At 45.5% G+C, this 22,545-nt stretch carries 26 protein-coding genes and 1 pseudogene; 1 reads left to right on the forward strand and 26 read right to left on the reverse strand.

Translation table 11 applies throughout. The features are described 5' to 3' along the window. Positions 1–93: 93 nt before the first annotated feature. Genes DN752_RS01290 through DN752_RS01300 form a run of 3 tightly spaced genes read right to left on the reverse strand, consistent with a single transcriptional unit; the run spans position 94 to position 6,050 of the window. Positions 94–1,536: a CBM96 family carbohydrate-binding protein gene (locus DN752_RS01290; RefSeq protein WP_112782293.1), complete on the reverse strand. Its 1,443-nt coding sequence runs from the start codon at positions 1,534–1,536 to the stop codon at positions 94–96. A 51-nt stretch (positions 1,537–1,587) separates the two neighbouring features. After that, positions 1,588–2,955 carry a RagB/SusD family nutrient uptake outer membrane protein gene (locus DN752_RS01295; RefSeq protein ID WP_112782294.1) on the reverse strand — a complete coding sequence of 456 codons (1,368 nt, stop codon included), beginning with the start codon at positions 2,953–2,955 and terminating at the stop codon, positions 1,588–1,590. Between the two features lie 11 nt (positions 2,956–2,966). After that, a complete protein-coding gene (locus DN752_RS01300) occupies positions 2,967–6,050 on the reverse strand; it encodes a SusC/RagA family TonB-linked outer membrane protein (RefSeq protein ID WP_112782295.1) in 3,084 nt (1,027 codons plus the stop codon). 224 nt (positions 6,051–6,274) lie between these two features. Here DN752_RS01300 and DN752_RS01305 point away from each other — a divergent pair, with 224 nt between their 5' ends. Then, positions 6,275–7,309: a LacI family DNA-binding transcriptional regulator gene (locus tag DN752_RS01305; protein ID WP_112782296.1), complete on the forward strand. Its 1,035-nt coding sequence runs from the start codon at positions 6,275–6,277 to the stop codon at positions 7,307–7,309. 228 nt (positions 7,310–7,537) lie between these two features. On the opposite strand, the gene DN752_RS01310 is transcribed toward DN752_RS01305, so the two are convergent. From DN752_RS01310 to DN752_RS01415, 23 genes and pseudogenes are all read right to left on the reverse strand, one after another. Continuing rightward, entirely contained in the window at positions 7,538–7,861 is a 324-nt protein-coding gene (locus tag DN752_RS01310) for a type II toxin-antitoxin system RelE/ParE family toxin (RefSeq protein WP_162633066.1), read from the reverse strand. Continuing rightward, positions 7,855–8,112 (reverse strand): hypothetical protein, encoded by a 258-nt coding sequence (locus DN752_RS01315; RefSeq protein WP_211324115.1) that lies wholly within the window; start codon positions 8,110–8,112, stop codon positions 7,855–7,857. Before DN752_RS01315 ends, DN752_RS01310 begins: the two co-directional genes overlap by 7 nt. A gap of 47 nt (positions 8,113–8,159) precedes the next feature. Continuing rightward, on the reverse strand, positions 8,160–8,498 hold the full coding sequence (locus DN752_RS01320) for a hypothetical protein (RefSeq protein WP_162633067.1): 339 nt from the start codon (positions 8,496–8,498) through the stop codon (positions 8,160–8,162). A 182-nt stretch (positions 8,499–8,680) separates the two neighbouring features. Further along, on the reverse strand, positions 8,681–8,920 hold the full coding sequence (locus DN752_RS01325) for a type II toxin-antitoxin system RelE/ParE family toxin (RefSeq protein ID WP_317048513.1): 240 nt from the start codon (positions 8,918–8,920) through the stop codon (positions 8,681–8,683). Positions 8,921–8,996: 76 nt separating this feature from the next. After that, positions 8,997–9,245 carry a hypothetical protein gene (locus tag DN752_RS01330; protein ID WP_162633068.1) on the reverse strand — a complete coding sequence of 83 codons (249 nt, stop codon included), beginning with the start codon at positions 9,243–9,245 and terminating at the stop codon, positions 8,997–8,999. Between the two features lie 17 nt (positions 9,246–9,262). After that, positions 9,263–9,631, reverse strand: coding sequence for a hypothetical protein (locus tag DN752_RS01335; protein WP_162633069.1), 369 nt, complete (start codon positions 9,629–9,631; stop codon positions 9,263–9,265). Positions 9,632–9,672: 41 nt separating this feature from the next. Further along, positions 9,673–9,825, reverse strand: a complete 153-nt coding sequence (locus DN752_RS24305) for a hypothetical protein (RefSeq protein WP_162633070.1) — start codon at positions 9,823–9,825, stop codon at positions 9,673–9,675. A 66-nt stretch (positions 9,826–9,891) separates the two neighbouring features. Further along, complete coding sequence (locus DN752_RS01340) at positions 9,892–10,113, reverse strand: hypothetical protein (protein WP_112782303.1); 222 nt, start codon at positions 10,111–10,113, stop codon at positions 9,892–9,894. A gap of 70 nt (positions 10,114–10,183) precedes the next feature. After that, positions 10,184–10,417, reverse strand: coding sequence for a hypothetical protein (locus tag DN752_RS01345; RefSeq protein WP_112782304.1), 234 nt, complete (start codon positions 10,415–10,417; stop codon positions 10,184–10,186). A 554-nt stretch (positions 10,418–10,971) separates the two neighbouring features. Then, positions 10,972–11,151, reverse strand: a complete 180-nt coding sequence (locus DN752_RS24820) for a type II toxin-antitoxin system RelE/ParE family toxin (RefSeq protein ID WP_245949415.1) — start codon at positions 11,149–11,151, stop codon at positions 10,972–10,974. Beyond that, positions 11,145–11,381 (reverse strand): hypothetical protein, encoded by a 237-nt coding sequence (locus DN752_RS01355; RefSeq protein WP_162633071.1) that lies wholly within the window; start codon positions 11,379–11,381, stop codon positions 11,145–11,147. The genes DN752_RS24820 and DN752_RS01355 overlap by 7 nt, the downstream gene beginning before the upstream one ends. Before the next feature lie 141 nt (positions 11,382–11,522). Continuing rightward, a complete protein-coding gene (locus DN752_RS01360) occupies positions 11,523–11,798 on the reverse strand; it encodes a hypothetical protein (RefSeq protein WP_112782306.1) in 276 nt (91 codons plus the stop codon). Positions 11,799–12,000: 202 nt separating this feature from the next. Next, the gene (locus DN752_RS01365; protein ID WP_112782307.1) at positions 12,001–12,417 is read right to left on the reverse strand and encodes a hypothetical protein; all 417 of its coding nucleotides are present in this window, start codon (positions 12,415–12,417) and stop codon (positions 12,001–12,003) included. Continuing rightward, positions 12,410–13,357: pseudogene (locus tag DN752_RS24825) on the reverse strand (RHS repeat-associated core domain-containing protein); the annotation flags it as partial. The gene DN752_RS01365 and the pseudogene DN752_RS24825, both read right to left, overlap by 8 nt. Before the next feature lie 235 nt (positions 13,358–13,592). Further along, the gene (locus tag DN752_RS01375) at positions 13,593–13,973 is read right to left on the reverse strand and encodes a hypothetical protein (protein ID WP_245949416.1); all 381 of its coding nucleotides are present in this window, start codon (positions 13,971–13,973) and stop codon (positions 13,593–13,595) included. Positions 13,974–14,346: 373 nt separating this feature from the next. After that, positions 14,347–14,700 carry a hypothetical protein gene (locus DN752_RS01380; protein WP_112782309.1) on the reverse strand — a complete coding sequence of 118 codons (354 nt, stop codon included), beginning with the start codon at positions 14,698–14,700 and terminating at the stop codon, positions 14,347–14,349. Further along, positions 14,667–14,918: a hypothetical protein gene (locus tag DN752_RS01385; RefSeq protein WP_112782310.1), complete on the reverse strand. Its 252-nt coding sequence runs from the start codon at positions 14,916–14,918 to the stop codon at positions 14,667–14,669. The genes DN752_RS01380 and DN752_RS01385 overlap by 34 nt, the downstream gene beginning before the upstream one ends. 351 nt (positions 14,919–15,269) lie before the next feature. Then, positions 15,270–15,446, reverse strand: coding sequence for a hypothetical protein (locus DN752_RS24320; RefSeq protein WP_162633072.1), 177 nt, complete (start codon positions 15,444–15,446; stop codon positions 15,270–15,272). 10 nt (positions 15,447–15,456) lie between these two features. Next, positions 15,457–15,933 carry a hypothetical protein gene (locus DN752_RS01390; protein WP_112782311.1) on the reverse strand — a complete coding sequence of 159 codons (477 nt, stop codon included), beginning with the start codon at positions 15,931–15,933 and terminating at the stop codon, positions 15,457–15,459. A 530-nt stretch (positions 15,934–16,463) separates the two neighbouring features. After that, positions 16,464–16,682, reverse strand: coding sequence for a hypothetical protein (locus DN752_RS01400; RefSeq protein WP_112782313.1), 219 nt, complete (start codon positions 16,680–16,682; stop codon positions 16,464–16,466). Positions 16,683–16,975: 293 nt separating this feature from the next. Then, the gene (locus DN752_RS01405) at positions 16,976–17,269 is read right to left on the reverse strand and encodes a hypothetical protein (protein WP_112782314.1); all 294 of its coding nucleotides are present in this window, start codon (positions 17,267–17,269) and stop codon (positions 16,976–16,978) included. Continuing rightward, complete coding sequence (locus DN752_RS01410) at positions 17,266–22,095, reverse strand: DUF6443 domain-containing protein (RefSeq protein ID WP_112782315.1); 4,830 nt, start codon at positions 22,093–22,095, stop codon at positions 17,266–17,268. The genes DN752_RS01405 and DN752_RS01410 overlap by 4 nt, the downstream gene beginning before the upstream one ends. Continuing rightward, positions 22,092–22,472, reverse strand: coding sequence for a hypothetical protein (locus tag DN752_RS01415; RefSeq protein ID WP_112782316.1), 381 nt, complete (start codon positions 22,470–22,472; stop codon positions 22,092–22,094). Before DN752_RS01415 ends, DN752_RS01410 begins: the two co-directional genes overlap by 4 nt. Between the last annotated feature and the right edge of the window lie 73 nt (positions 22,473–22,545).

Here is a 22,545-nt window from a genome sequence, read left to right on the forward strand (position 1 = left end):
CCGCAACCAGATAAGACCGTCCCTTACCCACTATAAGTTAGTTATAACGCTATTAATTCAATAAATATCAATTCCTTTTGGGGGCAATTAAATTCACTCAATAATTACCTCCACCTCGAATGGATCTAATTTGGCTCCAGCCCTATCTCTCGCCGAAAGGACAAGCTGGTCTTCACTGCCTTCACCATTACTGATATAGACCAGGTTCATGACATTGATGTCATTTTGGGTAAATCGATCACCAGGTTTTAATATGGTCGCACCGCTGATCAACCAGCCATGCTGAGCCACTTCCTCCACGGTGTAGATGATGTCATTGGCGGAGGCTCCAGTTATTTCCAGCATCTCCGAGTCCAAGGCCACGCTACCTCCTGACTCCACGGATATTCCAGTATTGGTCACCAAGTCAAGTACACTGTTTCCAGTGGCGATGATGGCGATGATCATCGGTGCAGGCAGTGTTTCGTGTTCTTTGGAGGCCAAATCATTTGTTTCATCTCCCGTATCCTGTCCATCGATCATCAGGGAGAGTTTTCCCCTTTTTTCCAAGCCCGTATAGAAATCAGTCAAATCAAAATTGAAGGCACTGACTTTGGTGGTGGTGATGGTAGCAACGGGTGGATCCACCGGCGCGGTGGCATTGTTCCAGTTCAGGCCCATCTCGGTCCAAGTGGTATCGGGAACCTGAAACAGGTTCATATCCAAATTTTTTGCATGGGTAAAAGAAACCCCCACTTCAAACCGGAGATCTGTGATAACACCCTCAGCAGGCAGCTCATTCAAATCAAACATCAAATAGGCCTTTCGGTCATAATCCCCATCCCCTGTCACGTTCTTCACTTTTAACAGGTTCGTAGATCCAAAATTGCTATTCGCTGCTGCTCCACCATTGATATACGTGTCTGCCAAGGGGAATATGGTATCCGTTTTCACAGAAGGATCCAGTTCATCAAGGTCTGTGGATGCTGCTGAAAAATAAACGATGGCGTTTACCACATGGATCACCCCATTGGTAGGTTCAAGATTAGAAGTAGCTATTTCCCACTGCTGGCTCGTCCCTTGGTTGACCAGCCCCACAAAATTGGTGTTGTGGGAGAGGTACATTGCTTGGCCACTTTCTGTAGAGTAAGCTATCGGTAAATTGCTTTCGAACAATTCAGGATCAGAAAACAACACCTTATCTTCCACGATATGGTACCTCAGTAGATTTCTCAAAATGGGCACCGGTACTTCCTCCAAACTCCCATAGGCATTCTCCTCCAAATATTCCTCAAAAGCCCTGTCTGTCGGGGCGATAAAGGTCCTGATTTGCTCAGCGCTGTACGCCTCGGTCAGACCTGCCAAATCAATGGCCGAACTGAGCATGGTAAATGATTCGTGAGACTGGAAATACTCCAAGGCAGGCATTTCCAACTTGCCAGTGATACCTGCAGGATGATAATCATAATCCTCCTGGACGGTGCAGCTGTAAAACACCACACCAGCAACGATGAGCGTAAGTAAAGCTCCATTGATTTTTATAGGTAAACTCTTCATTCCTTTTGGTTTTTGCGTTGATTATTTGATAACAGGAAGCTCTAATCCGGCTTAATTATAAAATTCATTCTGAACCAAATTTGGATTCCTGTTGATGGCATCTTGATGGATCGGCCATACCAAGTTTGCCCCTTCGCTCAAGCCGTTGATTGGTCCCATGACTTCCATCGCTTTCCCTGTCCTCATTAGGTCAAACCACCGATGTCCTTCATAGCAAAGCTCAATCAATCGCTCATGTAAAATCGCCGCCTCCAAATCACCGTACTGGGCATCGGCAGAGGACAAGCTCAGGCTTTCCAGCCCCGCCCTATTCCTAATGGTATTCAGTAAAGTCAAGGCTTCATCGACTTCTCCCAATTGATTATGCGCTTCGGCTTTCAGCAGTATGATATCCGCCAGCCGGACCATGACGATGTTATTTGCAGATGGATCTGGACTTTCATCATTAAAGCCCTCTCCAAAAAACTTCCAGATTTTTCGGGGCTGGGCAGAAGTCACATCGTAAATAAGCTCTTGTCTCTGGTCACCTTCTTCGAAGGAATTTCGAAAAGACTCGCTTGGGAAGAAGTTACTATCCGAGCCCAAGGCATATAATACCCGCAGGGAATTGGTTTGCACTTCATTGTAGCCTATTTCAAAAATGCTTTCGTTCGAGTATCCTTGCGTAAAAATCTTGGACCAGTCGCTGATGGACACCAAACTGTACAAGGAATTATCTAGCACTTTTTCTGCAGCAGCCACCGCACTGGTATAATCTCCCCTCCACATATACAGCTGGACCAACAAGGCATTGGCACCTCCCTGGGTAATCAAGTTCCGGTCCCTTTCACCCCCAAAACTAGCCCTACAATGTTCTGCAGCAAATAGGAGATCTTCCTCTATTTGATCCAGAATGGTTTCAGCATCGGTTCGCGTATTGAACAAGTCCTGCTGCACGCTTTCATAAGGCTCCAAAATCAATGGAACATCGCCCCAAATCCGCACAGCATAGAAATAGCTTAAGGCCCTCAAAGCCCTGGCTTGCCCCAATAACTGTAAGCCAAACTCCTCTCCATCCTCAAATACAGGCGGAATATATTTAATGGCATAATTGGCCCTGCTAATGGTCTCATAAAGATTGTCCCATCGAGCGGAGTTCAATGTGGGGTTCAGGTTATTATCCTGGAGCAAAAAAGGATCTCCGGACTGATTGGTACTCACGGCATCTGCCCTTCCCTCACCCCAAAGGGAGAAGTTGAGGGAAAATGTAGACTGTGCTGCATCGTATATTCCATAGACCCCGGATTGCGCATCACTGGATGTCTTATAAAATCCCTGGGCGGAAAAACTACTGACCGGATCTTTGTCCAACAAATTCTCCGAACAAGAGAAGAAGATGAGCGTCAGCATTGACATAAAGATATTCCTGCTACTATTCATAAGTTTTTTATTTACAATCCAATTGATAAGCCCACGATCACTGTTCTACTTTGCGGATATGACCCCTCATCCACTCCTATTCTCAGCCCACTGTACGAGCTCACATCAGGATCAAAACCGGTATACTTGGTCCATGTGATGAGGTTCGTCCCGGTGACATAGGCATCCAGCCGAGTTAAACCTATGCGGTTGACCAATTTAAGCGGCAAAGAGTAGCGTAGATTGACATTCTTCAATTTGATATACGAGCCATCCTCTACCCACCTGCTTTGAATCCTACTGTCACTTTGCAATGGGTCATCTTGTACTGGCTTGGGGTAATCCGTGATATCTCCCTGCTCTCTCCACCTGTTGAGGGCATCTGTGGATAGGTTATTGTACCGGACGATGGAATTACGCTGGTGATTGATCTCACTGTAGATTTCTCCGCCGTAGGAAAACTGAAACATGAAGCTCAGGCTGAAGTTTTTGTACGAAAGGTCATTGGTGATCCCGCCAAAAAAATCAGGAGTCGCATTACCAATTACCTGCCTGTCATTTTGATCGATGACATTGTTCCCGTCGAGGTCATGCCAGATGGGATCTCCTCCCTCATATACCGGTCCTTGGCCGCCATTGGTGACCCCATTGACATTGTCTTCATCCCTGGCATATACACCATCAAACCGCCATCCGTAAAAAGTGCCGATCGGATATCCTTCCTGGAGAATATGGTAATTCCCGTTTTGGATAAACCCATTGGTCAAAAGCTCCTCAGGAAGCTCCTTGACGATGTTGTTATTTGTACTGATGTTAAGACTTGTGCTCCAGTTGAAATGTTGTGTAGCGATATTATGTGTATTGAGCAGTACCTCTATCCCTTTGTTCTGGATCTTCCCAATATTTTGGGTAATGTATCCAAAGCCTGTTTCCCTTGGGATCGGTACATTATAGAGCAGGTCTTTGGTGTCTTTGATGTATGCATCTACCGTCAAGCTCAGCCTGCCTTGCCAAAATGCCAAGTCTATTCCCGCATTGTACTGTGTGGTGGTTTCCCAGGACAATCCCGAATTGGGCATTACCGTGGGAGCAGCTCCAGAATAATCCAGGTAGTTGGTTCCCACCATGAATTCACCCTGTGAAGTGTAATTCCCGATTGCCTCATTCCCCGTTTGCCCCGCGCTAAAGCGCAACTTCCCGTCATCAAGCACTCCCACATCACTTAAAAACCCTTCATCGGAAAACCTCCAACCTACTGAAGCCGAAGGAAAAAAGCCAAAGCGATTGTCCCTTCCGAAACGAGAAGAGCCATCCGCCCTTAAATTGGCTTCAAAAAGGTACCTTCTATCATAATCATAAGAAACCCTCCCAAAGTAAGAAAGCAGCGAATGAGACGTCGTGATGTTCACCCCTTGATTGGAGATTGTCCCTGCCCCATTCATGGTTCGGATATCATCACTGGGAAAAAACATCCCATCCAATCCCGTACGCTCATAATCCCAGTCCTGGTAACTGAATCCCACAAGTCCTCCCACATTGTGCTTTCCGTCAACTTGTTTTTGATAGGTCACTATATTTTCATTGGACCAAGTAAGGTTATTGGTAGACCGGACCGAGCCAGAATTATACCCTTCTCTATAATCCAATGTGGAAGGTATAAAGGTGTCTTCCTTCATGGAAAGAAAATCCACGTTAACTGAGGTTCTGAACTTCAAGCCTTCGGCTAATTGGTATTCCAGGTATTGGCCTGCTATTATCCGGTTGGTCTTATTGAGGTTGGTAGATAGCTCGGCAAGCCCTACTGGGTTTCGTTTACCAAACTGATACCCGTTGAGCGAGCCATCCGGCAAATACATCGAATACGATGGAGGACGGATAAGCAATTCACGAATGATGCTCAGGTTTCCCGTACCTGCTGCATTGATCCTGTTGTTGACGCCATTGGAGTAGGATATACTTTGCCCCACAGTAAGGCGATCAGTTACGTTGAAATCCACATTGAGCCGAGAAGTGATCCTGCGGTAGTTCGAATTGATGATGATCCCATCTTGGTCCAAAAACGAGGTACTCCAAGCATACTTGGTGTTTTCGGAGCCTCCCTGAATGGATAGGTCCACATTCGTCTGGACCGCCTTTCTGAGCAGTTCACTTTGCCAATCCACATCTCCATTGTTGGTAGAACTCAGTGAATCGACGATGGCAGAAACGGGCTCCCTTCCACCATCTGAGTTGGCATAGGAATCCAGTACGGCACTTCTGTATTGGCTGGCATTGAGCACATCCAGCTTTCTGGTAATTTGACTTACCCCCGTATGTACATTCACGTTAATTTGCGCCTTACCTTCTTTCCCTCTCTTTGTGGTGATCAGCACCACCCCATTTGCAGCCCTCGAACCATAAATAGCTGTAGAAGCCGCATCCTTCAGCACTTCAATGGACCCAATATCTGCTGGGTTAATGGCGGCCAATGGATTGAGGCCAAAATTCTCGGAGCCGTTTAAAGAAGACGTTACGTTGGCTTCGATCGGCACTCCATCCACCACATATAAGGGATTGTTCCCGGCATTGAGCGAGGAGCTCCCCCGGATATTGATTGTCATGCCTCCCCCTGGGGCTCCGGAATTGGATGTCACCTGCACACCAGCAGCCCTACCCTGTAAAAGCGATATGGGATCCTGCATATTTGTTTTGCGCACTTCATCACTTCCTACCGAGACAATAGACCCCGTCAAATTTCTTTTTTCCTGTACGCCATACCCCACGATAACCACCTCATCCAAATCACTTGCATTGGAAACGAGCGTCACATCCAAAACTGATCGGCTACCAATGGTGATTTCTTCCATGGAATATCCCAAATAAGAGAAAATCAACACATCATCCGGAGACACACCCTCAATGGAATAGGCTCCGTCCATATCCGTGACCACTCCCTTGGAAGTACCTTTTACCAATACTGAAACTCCGATCAATGGTTCACCACTATCTCCATCCTTTACCACTCCTTTCACTACCGTCCCTTGCGCAAGCAAACCAAAAGACCCAACCATACTTATTAAAATAATTAATAAAGAAAACCAAGATTTGGCCTGTACAAACCTGTTGAAATGCCCCATAGAATTTGGATTAAAATGTTTTCAGAAGAATTTTCATAATCATATTACCCAAATGTAAACTTAATGCAAAAAAATAGCAAACGTTTGCATATATTTTTCATTACACATTTTTTTATCAGTAAATTACTGGCGGTTGGGTACGTTTTTATTACATCCCTACTCATCATTTAAGAAGTCCTTTTAAAAATTATCCTTATATTGCAAACGTTTGCCGAAAGTTTTCCATGATTAAAAGAAGAATTACCCTAAAGGATTTGTCCAAAGAACTTGACCTGGCTGTTTCAACGATATCACGAGCCTTGGACGATCATCCTGGAATAAGCCCAGAAACAAAGGAAAGAGTCAAGCTAAAAGCCGATGAATTGGGCTTTACCCGAAACTCGATTGCGTCGAGTTTTAGAAAAAGTAAAACACTAACGATAGGGGTAATTGCTCCTCAGATCGATATCCACTTTCATTCACTTGTCATCAGCGGAATAGAGGAATATGCCTATAAGGCGGGTTATAACGTAACGATTTTCCAAAGCCGAAACTCATTCAAACGAGAAAAAAAAATCACCGAAACCCTGCAGAACAACATGTTTGCCGGAGTGATCATCTGCCAAGGAGCAGAAACAAGGGGCATAGATCACTTTAAGAAACTGAAAAAGATGAAAATGCCCTTGGTATTTTATGACCGAGTGCCTACGGGCTTTGAAGCGAACAAAGTGATCATCAATGATTTTGAATCCTCATTGCGGGCCACGGAACATTTGATCGAAAAAGGGTGTAAAAACATAGCACATATTGGCGGGCCTCAAACAACTGGGATTTTCAAATCCCGGTATGAAGGTTTTAGGAAAGCATTGGAAAATCACCATCTTGAGGTTTCGTCCAGTCTTATCCACTTTACAAAGGGCTTAACGTATGACGAAGGCCTGTCAGCTGCAAAAGAACTCCTTTCGCAACCCGTCAAACCAGATGGGATTTTTTGCTCCAATGACTACACCGCGGTCAGTGCCATTCAGGTGTTCCAAAAAAATGGATTCAAGGTACCAGACCAAGTGGCAGTTGTCGGCTTTAGCAACTATCCAATTTCCAAAATCATAGAACCCAACCTTTCTTCGGTAAACGACCGCGCATTCGAAATGGGCCAAGCGGCAGCCAAACTTCTTATCAGGCAAATTGAAGACGAGGAAGATGTGATCGAATCGGAAATTGTCACGCTAAAAACTGAGTTGATAATCAGGGAATCCAGTTCAACCCGAAATATGCATTAGCCTATCTACTCCACAGCACACAGGCATTGTGACCTAAAAATCACTCATAACCAATCGCTTCGCTGCTGTTTTCGATTCTTATTGGCGCCCAGACTGGCTCACCATCCTCCGCGGCGGATGCCTCATTCTCCAAACAGCCACACCACTTTACCTGACGGTCGTTGTCGCTGGACTAGACGTTGTTTCGGAGGATTTCCGTTATGTTATGTAGTGGGAATTCGGGTGGGGTTATTTAAGGTGCTTTTTGATCTTTTCAGGATTTTGGCTTGTGTGAAAAACCATTATTACAATCACTTCTTTTTCCGTTTCTTCGTAGATGAGCTTGTAATTCCATTTGCTGACCGACCGGTAATTGCCCGGCTCTTCCTTCAGAGATGGTTCACTAACGTATTTTTCAGGGAAGTCTCCTAGGCTTCTCGCCAAGGATAGTAGGGTCTGTCTTACCTTAAGTGCTCCCGAAGGAGAGTCTGCTTTAATATACTCGTAAATGTCCCGTAAGGACTCGATCGCTTCATTGTCCCAACGAACCGGCAATCGTTTTTTCTTTACCAATTTTCCGATTCTTTTTCCAGATCTTCCTGTGTCGTGTACTGTCCGGATTTCACCCGTTCAGATGCTGCCCTTACTCGGTCAACCAGCTTTGATTTGGTAAGGACCTCTCCTTTGGTAGTGTATCCCACTATGGGGTCTCCGGATGAGTGAAGTCCCCTTTCGATGATTTTAAGATAAGCATTGAGCAGTTCTTCATCTTCTATCCTGTCAATAAGGTCATGGATCGATTCCTTAACATTTGTAATAGCCATAATTATCTCCTTTTTCACAAAGTAACGATTTTTCACCGTATTTCCGTTCATCCTAGCGGATGGAACTTGTCCACCACTTCCTTCAACCCTTCCATGTCGTTCTTCGGGTGGCTTTCCATGCTGCTGATGTAGCGATGGCCAGCCAGGTATTGGGCTTTTCTCAGGTGGTACATTTTTACCCATTTTGGGATTACAGAAGCCCGGATCGGATTGTCATTCTGGATACCTGGATTGATCTTTCTGAACTTGACCATTAGCAGGGTCATCAGGTTGCTGAAGCTGTAACAATTGCTGCCTTCTCCGATAAATAGTTGGTCAGTTTCTTGTCTGATTTGGCTTTTGAGCTCTGGTTCCATCTTTAGGGTTTCCGGTCTCACTTGTAGCATGTAACCGTACATGTACATCACTTGGTGGGATTACGGTTGAATTAATCGTCCGTTGTTCTTCCAGCTGCCTGCCCCAAACGGACAGCAGACCACTTTACCTGACGATCGTTGTCGTTACTCTGCACGCCCTTTCGGAGGGTTTTCTGTTATTTTTAAAGACAGGTTTAAAAGTTTGATCGGCACTACACTTTTAACTTGGTGGGATTTTGCCTTGTATCGAAAACGGCAGCTATCAATATCGCCCTGTCTTCTTTGTAAACTTTGTAAACGATTTTGTAGTTGCCCTCGACCAAGTACTGGACCCCCCTGCCAACAACTTCCGGATTGTCCTCTATCTGTCCCATTTCTGGATGTTTTGTCAGTAAACGGGGCCTGTTGATGATCTTTTCCATTATTGATCTGGCCACTTTCGGGCTTGCCACTATTTTGTAGATAGGTATGTATTTCTTTTATGTTGGCTTTCGCCACATCAGACCATATGATTCGCATAGTTAAAGATTACCAGTTTTCGGATTCCTTTTCCAAACCTTCCTGTGGGTTGGTCCTTCCGTTCCTGTAATCTTCTTCTGCACAGTCCAGCAATGAACTGTACTGCTGGGAGGTCATCGGCTTCATCTTGGCTTCGTAGGCTTCGACAATGGATTTCTTTTTTAGCGTTTCCACTTGCTTCAACAGTGACTTGTCCTCTATCCCGGCCAGCCATTCTATCAATTCAATCTTCTTTACGGCTATGTTCATCGGTATCATTGTTTCTTGGTTTAAAGTTAACGATTATTTTGGTTATTTGGGTTCCTTACCCCATCGTATGGAACTTTCTCACCACTTCCTTCAACCCTTCCATGTCGTCCTTCGGGTGGCTTTCCATGCTGCTGATGTAGCGGGTGGCCAGCCAGGTATTGGGCTTTTCTCAGGTGGTACATTTTTATCGATTTTGGGATTACAGAAGCCCGGATCGGATTGTCATTCTGGATACCTGGATTGATCTTTCTGAACTTGACCATTAGCAGGGTCATCAGGTTGCTGAAGCTGTAACAATTGCTGCCTTCTCCGATAAATAGTTGGTCAGTTTCTTGTCTAATTTGGCTTTTGAGCTCCGGTTCCATCTTTAGGGTTTCCGGTCTCACTTGTAGCATGTAACCGTACATGTACATCACTTGGTGGAATTACGGTTGAATTAATCGTCCGTTGTTCTTCCAGCTGCCTGCCCCAAACGGACAGCAGACCACTTTACCTGACGATCGTTGTCGCTGAGGTTAACGTCCTTTGGAAGTACTTCGCCATGTCGCTTGGGTTGGGTTTTGTGGTTACCTATCCCGTTATCATCCATTTGAAAAAACCTGAAAAGAATAATTAATTGCTGACACCGTTTATCTAACAGACCTGTGTGATGGGGCTAAAGCTGTCTTTTGGCTGGGTTTCGTCGATTATCAAACAAGGTAATCAGTTCTATTTTGTCTTTCTTTATTTGGTAGTAAAGACTGGTTTGTTTACTGATCACACACCTTTTCACTTGTTTCTTTTTGCCCGATGTAGGGTAGATTTCTGGTCTTTCGACGATGAGTTCGAGAATGGACTGTAAGCGATCATTAACCTCATGGTGGCCTTTTCTCCCCATTGGCTTTGCAGGTAATCCAACAAATTCAGATAATCTTGTTTAGACCTAGGCGACCATTCGATTGGTTTGCTCATAGGTTGTATTTCTCTCGAACTTCTTTCATTACCTGCTCATGCGGTATGCCTTCCCCACGATCAAGTTGGGCCAGACCTTCATTAATTGCGATTCGCTCATCTTCGCTGATCTCATCCCACCAATCCACTTCTTTGGATTTTTTTAAGTTAATGAACTCTTTGAGTGTATTGGGATCATTCAGTCCCGCTAACCACTCCAGCAAACTTAATTTTTCAGCTTGTAAATCCATGACTATCGACTTTTCCTCAAAATAACGATTTTATATGTAATTCCGTTCATCCCATCGTATGGAACTTTCTCACCTCTTCCATGTCGTTCTTCGGGTGGCTTTCCATACTGCTGATGTAGCGGATGGACGTGTGGCAGCTGAACATAGTGAAGCTTTGGCGTAATGGAGTGAAGCGGCCTAAGCGGACACAGGAGCAGCCGTGAGGGGAAGCCGGAAGGCAAGGCAGGGGACGTGACAGACTAGGCTCGAAGGGTGGCATGGCTTCCTGTATGCCTTAAAATATCCAACACTTATACAGGGTGCCCTGCCGGTCTGGCGCGATCCCTGCTGCCCCGTCCGGACAGCACACCGCTATACCTGTGAACGTCGTCGCTGACGTAAGCGGGGTTTCGGAGGGTATTCCGTTATGATATGCCGTGGGAAGGATTAGTGGTTTTTAGGCTCCTGCTTTACATGCCTGATCCTTAGTATTCTGATCTCTTTGTCGGTATGCTTGTAGGCTATCCTGTAGGAATATTTTTCAAAAGCCCGGTAATTGCTGGGATTGTCTTTTTTTATCTGTCCATAGGGTGTTTTTCCGGATTTGATGGGAGTTGGTCAACTGCTTTTATTATTCCGCTCCTTACTTTCTCAGCATTGGAGTACGATTCCTCCAGGATTTTATCGTATATTTTTTTAAGCCGTTGGGATGCCCGGCTGTTCCAGTTGACCGTAGGTCTGTTGCTCGTTACCACTTCTTCATCTGTGCTTTTAAATCCTCATGGCTTATGTATTCCCCCCGGTCCATCTCTGCTTCCGCTTCATCCAGTTCACGGTTATATTGCTCAACGCTGATGCGTGTTTCCATCTCCCGTAAACCAAAGTCTACCATGTGTTTTAAAGCTTCTATCAACGAACGGTCGTTGATCTGTTCCAGCCGTTTGATCAATGCTTTTTTTTCTGCCTGGATATTCATCTGTATCATTGTTTCTTGGTTTAAAGATAACGATTTTTCACCGTATTTCCGTTCATCCCAAGGGATGGAAATTTCCCACTTCTTCCTTCAGCCCTTCCATGTCGTTCTGCAGGTGGATACGAGTTAAAACTCATCCCGAAGGGATAGCAATTATCCTTCTGCACTACCAAACTGTTTTGATGCATTTCCATTACTATAATGAACACTCATTTTCATGGACTTTCCGAGCATAGACGCTCCTTCTCCAATAGGTACCAAGACTAGCGAAGCGCCTTCTGACGGGATGGCCAATGCCACTCCCACATCAGCAACAACCTCTCCTCCTTTATCCAAAACCTCCCCCGTATCCATGGCAACTTCCTGCCCAAGCTCTTTTCCTGTCTTTATCACCGTATTGACATCATTGGCCACACCAGCAACCTGCATTGCAGCTTGGGTATTGAGTTCATGCCAGTGCCCCAGAACGGATTCCGAAGTCCCGGAAATAAGCCGCTGGGAAAGTGCAGGTGCCCGGCTTATTATAGCTGAATCCTTTGCTTTCAGCCCCGTATAAATTGACTTGATGGTCTGTCAACCGGTCGGACTGTCACCATTAGAACTAAAGAATATTTAGGACTATAAAACTCCGTCAATCGCCGAACAAAAGATCATAAAACCCAAAAATTTCCATTCGTTTTCTTCGGTATTGTTTTAATTCTTTGGGGACTTCAGCCCATCCCTCCCAGGGGACTTTGATTTCCACCGTGTCCGGAACCGGGTAATAAAGCAATGCCTCCGACAGGTCCAGTTTCTCTTTGCTGAATTCAATGACATACCTGTCCCCGACCCTAACAGAGTAATCCCCCATCCCGGTTCCTCCTTCAATTTTTCTTCCTTGGTAGTAAAACTCGAATTTTATAGCGGTGCCTGATTTCAATCCAGTCGCCTTTCTTACTACTTCCCCTATAGTATAGTTTTTCTCGTAGGAGGTATAATATATTTTCCAGATAATAAAGCCAATGAAACATATAATTAAAACCAAGAACAATTCCTTTTTATCACTCATCTGTAAACCCTTTTTTCACCCCTGTACCTACGGTATTTCTTAGGTTTCCGTTAAAACCATTAAAGAACTCAACAACTCCCTTTTCGACTCCAGCCACCCCCATCTTATCGGTGTGCCATTTGTTAAAGCCTCCGATCAATAAATCAGTGCCAAACTGAGCAGCATTTTTTCCTGTTCCAACAGTGACAACTCCCTCTCCCGGGGTATAATCCAGGATTGCCATTCCTACGAAACCATATTTACTGAAAGCCGCAAATCCGATATCGGCTATATCCACTTGGGAAAGGTCTCCATTATAAAGTAAACTGTTCATAATCTGAAATCCGGCCTCCAAGGCCATATCCCCGCCTGCTTTATTTGCTAAGGTTTCCAATAAAATCGGACTCGCTGCAATGGCCAAAATACTCCCGGTCACCCCATATTTGTACATGTTCCGAATACCGTCAAGGTACTCGGAGTTTTTGCTCTGCTGTGCCTCATAGTCACTGTAATGGAGGGTTCTCCCTCTGGATAATAAATCCCGAGCCTCCTTTGCACCTCTATTCTGAGCAACATACCCCAGATTCCTATAAACAGTATTGGTACTATTTCTGAACTGTTCGAAGAGTAGGGAATAATCCGGAGTTGATTCCTGCAATCTACTGGCGGTGACCGTGACTTCCGGCAGATCCACTTCTGGACAATCGTCACACTCCCCTAAAAGTCCAGTTGGGTCGTTAAATTTGATCGGGTTGTTAAACCCAAATACCATTGGACTTATTGATGTGTACATATCAGAAAGTTTATCAAGTCCCGAAAACCGTCCAATTGAAGGATCATAGAACCTGTTTGGCGTCCAGTATAAACCAAGATTCAGATCATCAATCAATTCCCTTCCCCTGTTAAAAAGGTATTTCTGTTCCATAGAGCTTGGCCTCTGATAAGAGTTAAAGGAGTGGCCAAAAAGATAGTAATTATAGCATTTTTTCCGCTGTCACCGTTTTATGGTCAGTACCAGTCCGAGAAAAACAGCGGTTTTCCCAAGGACTCCCTTCCTCTTGCCAACAATTTTCGAAAAAGCCTTATGCCCTTTTCCCTGTAAGATATACTTTTACCATCCTACTGCCTAGCTCCCTTCCATTGAAGGGACACGTTCTTAAAAGAAATCAAATAGAAACACAAAATGAGCTCAATAATTATTGGTTATATTCTATTATAAACTCTGGAATTTTCTCCCAACCTTCCCAAGGAGAATCTATCGGATCACTAATAGGGAAATCTAACAATATCTTTGATTTCTTGATATCTTTAATTGGAACTTCAACGATGTATAACTGTCCTTTTTTAGGATGATAGATACTTCGTGGTGATAATTCACTATGCTTGTTTCCGTAAATTGTAAAACTAAATTCTACTTTTGGATCTTGTCCCCAAGCCGGGATGATTCGATCAACTTTACCCACTACATACCTTTTTTCCAAGGAATCGTAGCCCTTTCGCCAAGTAACATGAACTATAACCACAGTAACAATCACTAAAATTGCTTTACCTATTAATCCTTTTGTTTTTGAGGTCATTATTCCTTTGTTTTTGAATACTCTCCAATCCCTTTTCTTGCCCCGCTAAAAACATTGTTATATATTTTTATGACATTTTATCTATATCAGAAATATTTAACAATTCTGAATGTCCTAAATTGAAAGTACCGACGCCTAATTCAACTCCTGTTGAAAACAATGATTTTCTATTTTCTCCGAAACCAAATGTTGTATTAATCCCATCTTGAACGTTGAAATCAATAAACGCTTGACTCACGAACGAAAATTTACCAAAAATACCCGCCCTGTCGGTCTGGCACGGTCCCTGCTCCCCGGCCAGACAGCACACCGCTATACCTGTGAACGTGGTCGCTTCATCGTACGTCCTTTCGGAGCAGGGTATATAAGTTTGCTAAGAACTTCTTCCCGTTATTTTATCAATATCCATTTCTGTTGGAAAAAAGTCTGTGACATACACCTTTCCTTCATTCTCCTGGATGTAATAAATGATCTTGATGTCTGCTCTTTTGGTGCGGTTAAAAAGAAGGAACCTGTATTCCCGCTCCCTACCTGACAGCCACTTTTCCTTTTTGCCCCGATGGGGAAGGTAATTTAATCCCTGAGCCATACCTTCCAGTTCATCCGCCAGTTGCTCTGCACGGCCTATCGGATAAAGTCCGTACAGATATTCGAGAACTTCGTAAAAATAATATCTTGATAAGGGAGTAAATTCTACTTGATACTCTCGCGTTTCTTCTTTTTCCACTGTTGAAAATCAGTATTGAATTGTTTGGCACTGATTGTTTTTCCCGCTTCGATCTCTTTTTCTGATTGTTCCGTCCTGCTGATCATTTCCTTTTTCAACAGGCTTTCAGATTTGTCTTTCTTCTCCGCCCGGACCATACTATGGACCAACGACAAAAACCTGTCATCCGCTTTGTCCACATATTCGTGGATTTCCTTACGTACTGTTGAAGCTTTCATATCTTAATACTTTGTTCCACAAAATAACGATTTTTTACCGTATTTCCGTTCATTCCAAAGGATGGAACTTTCTCACCTCTTCCTTCAGCCCTTCCATGTCGTTCTTCGGGTGGCTTTCCATGCCGCTGATGTAGCGATGACCAGCCAGGTATTTAACAGTTTTCTGATTATAATTGGTGATAGGGTCAGGATTAACTAACCTAACACTACTAATTGCAATTTTAGTTTACACACTTTTTGGGATAGTGTCACCATCGGGATCAATTCTTGAAACAGGGCTGTTCTTAACATAATTGTAAGGGGGCGTCCATTCATTATCCTCGGTAAAGGCGTCAATTGAATTAAACCTACCTAACCTAAACCAAATATCCTGTCATTAAAATCATAAACAAACCATTCCTGTTGTTCCTCATTTCCTCCGTATTTGAATTCCTGCCCCTCGCTTTCCGGCCTCGTATACGAGTTAAAACTCATCCCGAAGGGATAGTAATCATCCTTCTGCACCACCAAACTGTTTTGATGCGTCACCTTAAAGTCGTCAAAAGCCTGCCCGCCGTGGCGGGAACACTTCGATGCGCTTGCCGCTTTCGTTCGATAGGTAAATATACGCAAGTCCGGGCTTTTTCACAGTAATTGGCCCTGTTTTCAGGTATTGGTGAGGGATGTCACTGCCGTTTTCCAAAGCTGCACTGGTCACGGGCACGTAGGACATGTGCTGTAGGTTGCCCTGTCTGTCCGTAATGATGAGGTTCAGGTAGGCCTTTGGCCCCGAGGACTGGTCGCTACCGTGGTCCATCAGGCCGCTGATCGGCGCGATCGGATCGGTGCCTGCCGTGGCTCCGTCCACCACTATATGGCTGGCATTAGAAGATAGGTCATTGATCAGCTGGGCGAAGGAGGAGCCTGATTGGCCGGTGGTGGACGGGTCGAGGTATTTTGCCCATACCTCTGCCGACACCTGGTCGCCGGGCTTTACCTCCAAGGACTTGGCTAGGCCATAGATTTCATTGCCCATACCGTTCAGCCGCATCGAATAGGTCTTGGCACTGCCTGCGTCGGTGTGGTCGAAGAGGTCGGCGTTGATGGCCTTCCTATACCTGACTACTCACTAAAAATGTCCCCTGTACATTTCCTTATATGATCAGCTTTTATGCCGTATCAGCTAAAACACCTTTACTCCGGTGCGGGAAAATACATCTGCCCCAGATTTCCCCCAAGCTAAAAACTTGAATCAAAGCAACTTTTCGACAAAATACGTACTAATCATTCATGTTAGACTGTAAAATAAAAACAGTAATAATTAGCCCATATAGCAAATAACAACAATACCTTCCCTTTTTTAAGTTTTTATCCCCTGCATTATCAAAAATAATTGGAAGTAAAATCATCATCCGATAAAATCCAGATAAAAATGGATCAAATAAAAAATAAACATAATTTCTACTTTTCACCTTATTTGTTTTTTTTAAATAGTTAAAGTGATAATACATTTTAAATTGCCAAATGACAAATATAAATATTATAAAAAAACCTACTTTTAGTTGATTACTCATTGTTACTGTTGATAAACATTTGATTATTGTAATTTAATACACTAACTCTTTCTTCCTTTGTCAGTGTTTCAAATTCAATGTGTACAGACTCAGAAGATTTGGTTTTATTTGATTCCTTTTCACCTAAATTACCAGCCTTGAAATTTAATGACACGTTTTGTTGCATTTTATTAACCTGAGCTCGACTTATTTTTAGCATTAAAAGCGTCATTGCGAACCCTTTTTAGGAGGATGTGGGTTGGAAAAGGGTGTGGCAACTCGCCGCGGCGAGCTGCCACGGCTTCCACCCGCTCAGACCTCCCTCTAAGCCTCGCAGTGCATGTTCCGACCACTGTACGGAAACGGTTTTATAATCGAACTGAGGTTATTAGGTACACTCTTACGGACACACATACTTTTTTTAATAATGCATAGATATTGCGGTGCAAGTTTTTAGGTTCAACCCCGAACTTTTTGATGAAGAATCGTATAATTAAAAAAATAGCTTCAGCTGGTTTTTAATTCCTAATAAGGTAGCAAATCCGGTAATAAATGAACTCTACTAATAGTATAAAGCCCAATTAGGATTACCAAAACTATTAAGAAGTAAATCAACTCATACAGTCCTCTTTTCTTTAGGTTCAAGTACAGCACAACTATCTGAATAAGTAAAACTGGTAAATAAACCGCATCTATATTCAGTTCTTTTGCATGATCACTTGCTCCCGTCCCTGCAAGAAAAAGGCCGATCACAGTTAGCCAACGAAGGGCAACAAAAGCAACAATATTGATTAGCGCAATTGCTATTTTTTTTCTCATTGCTTTACCGTTACTTCAATACCGTATTCATCTTGCATCCTCTTAATAAAGTCATCTACAGTTGACTGATCAGTGGACTCATTATTATATAAAAATGAATCAATGAAAGCTCCAACCTCTTTTGTAAATCCAGTAGTGCTATGTGCTGACAATATTGAATTCCCAATATCAGATTCAAACGCTGCAAGCAAGCCTCCCATTTCGTTACCCGATAATGCATCGCTGGTATGGTGCATTGAAAATTCATTGCCAGAAAATGCCTGCAAACTCCCAGATTGGTGGGGAGCCAGATGCAAAACATATTGAATAACATTCGATGGATCATCAAATTGATCGGCATAAGCACCAATTAATTCAAGTAACCCCTCGGTGTATCCAGTTGCAAAAGCACCACCTCGGCTATGGGAATATATTTGAATTTTCTCTATGATTTTATCCGACTCAGGGTCTCTCGCAAGCTTGTTCAAAATTGACTTAAAGTCTCTTTTCGCTTGAAAGTAGCCTGCATTATGTCGTCCGGCTGGACTATTCCCTCCATTCACCCAACTTCCTTTGGCTGAAAGGGGAAAGCCATCCCTAGAACCAAAATTAGTACTAAACCTATCCCCATCAACAAAATGTAATTCTCCTCCGGGATTAGCTACTCCAGAATTCTTAATGGTTTCCAGTAACTGTGTATCCCAATAGCTGGCATCACCTCTCTCTGAATTTGACATAATTCGGCCGTTTATAAAAATTGGCAGCTCCCCATCTAAATCAATAAAATTTATGGGGTTGTTTAGGGAATATACATAAGGAGAAGACATTTCCAAAACATCTGCTGCGGGATCAACCACTCCCCACCTTCCCAGATCACTCATATACATCCTCGCACCAAAATCATCCCACCCTGTCAGTGCCTGCCTTTCCTTTCCATTAAACTTAAACTTCTGCCCGACCGAAGACGGCCTAGTACAAGAATTAAAGCTCATCCCAAAAGGATAGTAATCATCCTTCTGCACCACCAAACTGTTTTGATGCGTCACCTTGAAATCGTCAAAGAACACTTCCAAACGGGAACCTGTCTCGTTCGATAGGTAAATATACACATATCCTGGCTCTTGGATAGTGATCGGGTTGATTTTTAGGAATTGATGGGGCACATCGCTGCCGTTTTCCATAGCGGAAGTGTTTACCTGCACGAAGGAGCTGGTGACATAGTTACGGCTCCTGTCCAGCACCAGCAGGTTCAAATAAGCCTTGGGGGCTCCGGCATCCCCGCTACCATGGCTGATCATCCCCGGAAAGGGAATGATCGGCTCCATTCCAGCCGTGGCTCCGTCCACCACTATATGGCTGGCATTAGAAGACAGGTCATTGATCAGCTGGGCGAAGGAGGAGCCTGATTGGCCGGTGGTGGACGGGTCGAGGTATTTTGCCCATACCTCTGCCGACACCTGGTCGCCGGGCTTTACCTTCAAGGACTTGGCTAGGCCATAGATTTCATTGCCCATACCGTTCAGCCGCATCGAATAGGTCTTGGCGCTGCCTACGTCGGTGTGGTCGAAGAGGTCGGCGTTGATGCGGGTGACTTCACCGTAGCGGATGAAGTACGTATCCTCGTAGTCCTTGGTCTTCTGATCGTTCTCTGCCGTGGCCAAGTAGATGTCCGGCGCATCGGGCTTGGTCTTAAAAGTCACCCGGACATTGCCCAGGTGGTCTTTGAGGTGGTATTGGTAGTCCCAAGACGAGATGGTTTCGCTATCGCTCGCCATGACGGGTACCACACGGCCCTCGTCGTGCTGGACGAACTGCAGCTTGTCGTCCTCGTAGACGAAGCCGCCCATATAGTCGGACACCTTCGACTCCCCGCTGTCCACTGTCTTCTGGGACAGCTTGGTTCCAGAGGCATCGTAGCTGTACTCGATGTACTTATCGGCACTGAAGGCCACTTTCTGCGGCAGGTTCAGGTGGTTATAGGTGATCGAGGTGATGCCCTTGTTCCGGTCTTCCTTCATATTGCCATTTTCGTCATAGAAGTACTCCGTCGTCTGGTTGGTGCCATCCTTAAAGCCCTCGGTGCTTCCCGAGGCATCCGCCACCTTGCTGAGTTGGTTGCCCTTGGCATAGGTATAGCCCAGCTTGTCGATGTCCACGTTGGGACGGTTGTCGTCATCGCCCTTGCGGTTCAGGCTCTTGATATTGCCGTTCAGGTCATAGCGGATCCCCGTCACGTCAAAGCCCATGGCATTGCCCGTGTCGTTGTGGCCGTAGTCGGCCGCTGTCAGCCGGTTCATTGCATCATAGTGGTAGTCATAGCGGTTGGTCACGGACTCGTAGGGGTTTTTCCATACCGTGCTGCCGATATTACCGTTATAGGCCTGGTGGCCGCTCGGGGCATTGTCGTAGTGCAGGTCCATTTCGAAGAGCTTCGATGTCCCGTCGGAGACATTGTTGATCTTGGTCAGCCAGCCGCGGATATTATAGACATAGTCGATGTCCTCGAAGCCATCGGCCAGGTCCTTGTTCACCAGTTCGCCCAGTTCGTTGTAGGTATGGCGCAGCAGGGTTACCGGAGTGGCTCCATTGATGCTGTGGTTCACCGTCAGCAACCTGCCCGCATGGTCGTAGGTGTATTCCTGGGCCACTTCCATAGGGCCCATATCCGCTGCCGGATTATGGTGTAGCAGGTGGGTCTTCCTCACCCTTCCGGCAAAGTCGTACTGGGTAGTGACCACGTCCTCGCCTTTATGGTGGTTCAGCACCTTGTACTGGATCAGCCGGTAACGGTCGTCATAGAAGTTAACCGTTTCGATATAGTCGTTGGTGCTGCCCAGTATTTTGACTTTCGTGCCGGTTACCTGGCCACGCATGGCGGTGAAGGCCTTGGGAATGATTTTGTGGTCGTCATCACCGAAAACGCCCGTAGGCAGTGCGAACTTTTTGTCCGTAAAGGCATAGTTGTCATAATAGGTCACCGTGTGGACCTCGGCCTCCGTGATGCCCTTCGGGTAGACGGTGTCCGAGTACTTGGTCGTACCGCTGCCCGTATAGCTTTCGTGGCCTGACCCGTCAGCCAGTGCCTGCGTCACGGTACTGCGGCTGCCGATCACCTTCTCGCCCGTCACCACCGGACGGTCCAGGGCATCGTACTTGGTAAAGGACCATTTGTTGGCATTCTCCCCGCGTTGGTTGCCATCTTGGGTAAGCACCAGCCTGTCCAGCTTATCGTAGACCATATAGACCGGCTCCGCACCGGGCACCCGCTTCTCGGTCATGCGGTTACGGTGGTCGTACCGGTACTGGAAGGCCCAGTCGTCCAAGTAGGACTGCGCAGGCATCGCACCAACGGCCTTGATCTCCACGCCATCGCCCAGCACATCCCCGGGCTTCACGGTCACCGTTGCCGTGGGAATATAGGCCACCTTGCCACCCGACTGGGCGGCGATGTCGGCATAGTCCACGTCCTCGCTCACCAGGTAATAGCCTTCGGGAGCTTCCATCTCGGCCTTGGCATAGCCCTTGGAGGCCTCCGGCGGCAGCACATAGGACAGGTTGCCATACTGGTCGTACACGTAATAGGTGTCCGCCCACTGGCCATCGGGTGCCTGCACCCGCTTCAGCACCACACGATCCTGTAGGTCCCTGAACTCAATGGTCTCGTGCTTTTCCTCATCGGTGGTCACGGTCTTGTACAAGGTACCGGGCTTATAGTAGCGATAGGCGATCAGCCTGTCGCCTTCCACTTCCCAGAGCACGGCCCTGTCCTCTTTCGTGTTGGACAGGTAGTCCATGCGGACGGGCCGACCCGTTTTATTGCCTTCTTCATCTACTTTTTTGGCCCAGCTGTCACCGGGGGCATAGCTGGCCATGACCCTGTTCAGCGGCGAGCCGTCAAACTCGCTTTCGCTGAAGGCCACTTCGCCGACCCCGTTCCCGAAATGGTCATCATAATAGGCCTGCTGCTGTTCGTTCCAGCCTTCCACATAGTGGCCATTGCCTTGGGAAGTGCTGGCATAGGGCAAGAACTTCCTGGCCTCCCGGCCAAAGGCATCGTATTCCACGCCGGCCACGATGTCCTTGCCAGTCGGGCTGGCCGCCACCTGCACCTGCTGCATCGGACGGCCAAGGCCGTCGTAATAGGCAAACTGTTTTTGGGAAACGCTACGGTCACCCGTTTCAAGCTCAGAGGAATTTTGAACAGGTACTGTTGCGGTATAGGTCTTGATATAGTTATACGATGAGTTTTCGTCAAGGGGGGGATTGACAATGGCCCGAACATCTATCATAATGGTTTCACATCCCGAGGAATGTTTATAGGCCAATTTATATGTAGTAGTCGCTGATAGGTATTCTGTTGTATAACTCATATCACTCGATAACAGTCTGGTACCCTCAGCGTTGTACCACTGGTAAGTGTATCCACTTGGGGAGGTATTTGCAATAAGGGTTACTTGTCCAGCGCCCGTACGACTGACGTTTTGGGCCGAAGGAACCGTTCCATCACAAGGGTTTTCCACTTTTACATTCAAAAATGTGAAGTAATAATTATCATAAGTAACGTAGCCATAATTTATACTTTGGGCACCTTCTTCAAAAAAAAACAGACGACTTTCAAAGTCTGTTTTATTTATAAAGGTCACACTCGAACCACCCCAATACCCATCACCCCCTGACGGAGGTGAAATGGAGATTCCATTTTTGGAAAATTCGGCCCTGTACAATATTTGGTTTCTTAACGGAACGCTCGTGGGACCAGTGATCTTTACTTCTATCTGTCCCCAAACAGTTAAGGACAGCAACAAAAAAAAGACACTTAGAGCTGCAAAATATTGGGGATTTCTCATGGCTTCTCGGATTTATTGAATATTAACTTGGCCATCAAACCGGACTTTTCCTCAGGTACCAATATTAGCCGTTCATCCTTCAAAAGCTCGATAACATAGGCCTTTCGATCACTGTCTGTGATTATCCACAGTGTCCCGTCCTCATCCAATGTCCAGGAGCCATTCACTTCCTCCTGCTTTCCCCTGAAAGAAAAATAGGCATTGAAGCTTCCGTTGTTAAAGAAACGGAATACCTTCGAGCCCATGTCCTTTATGATCTCTTCTTTCTTTTCAGGAGGAAGCATATCCAAGGTCTTTTGCTCTTTGTCTAGCATTTCTGATTCCAGAACTTCTGTGTCCAGTATCCATTTTCCCCGTAAGTACGTATTCTGAGCCATAGTCTTACATGGAATGATTATATAAAAAGCTGTCGTCAATATTATTATTAAAGTAAATCTATTCATCGTCTTG

The sequence above is a fragment of the Echinicola strongylocentroti genome (assembly GCF_003260975.1).
In the GTDB taxonomy this organism is placed as follows: Bacteria; Bacteroidota; Bacteroidia; order Cytophagales; family Cyclobacteriaceae; genus Echinicola; species Echinicola strongylocentroti.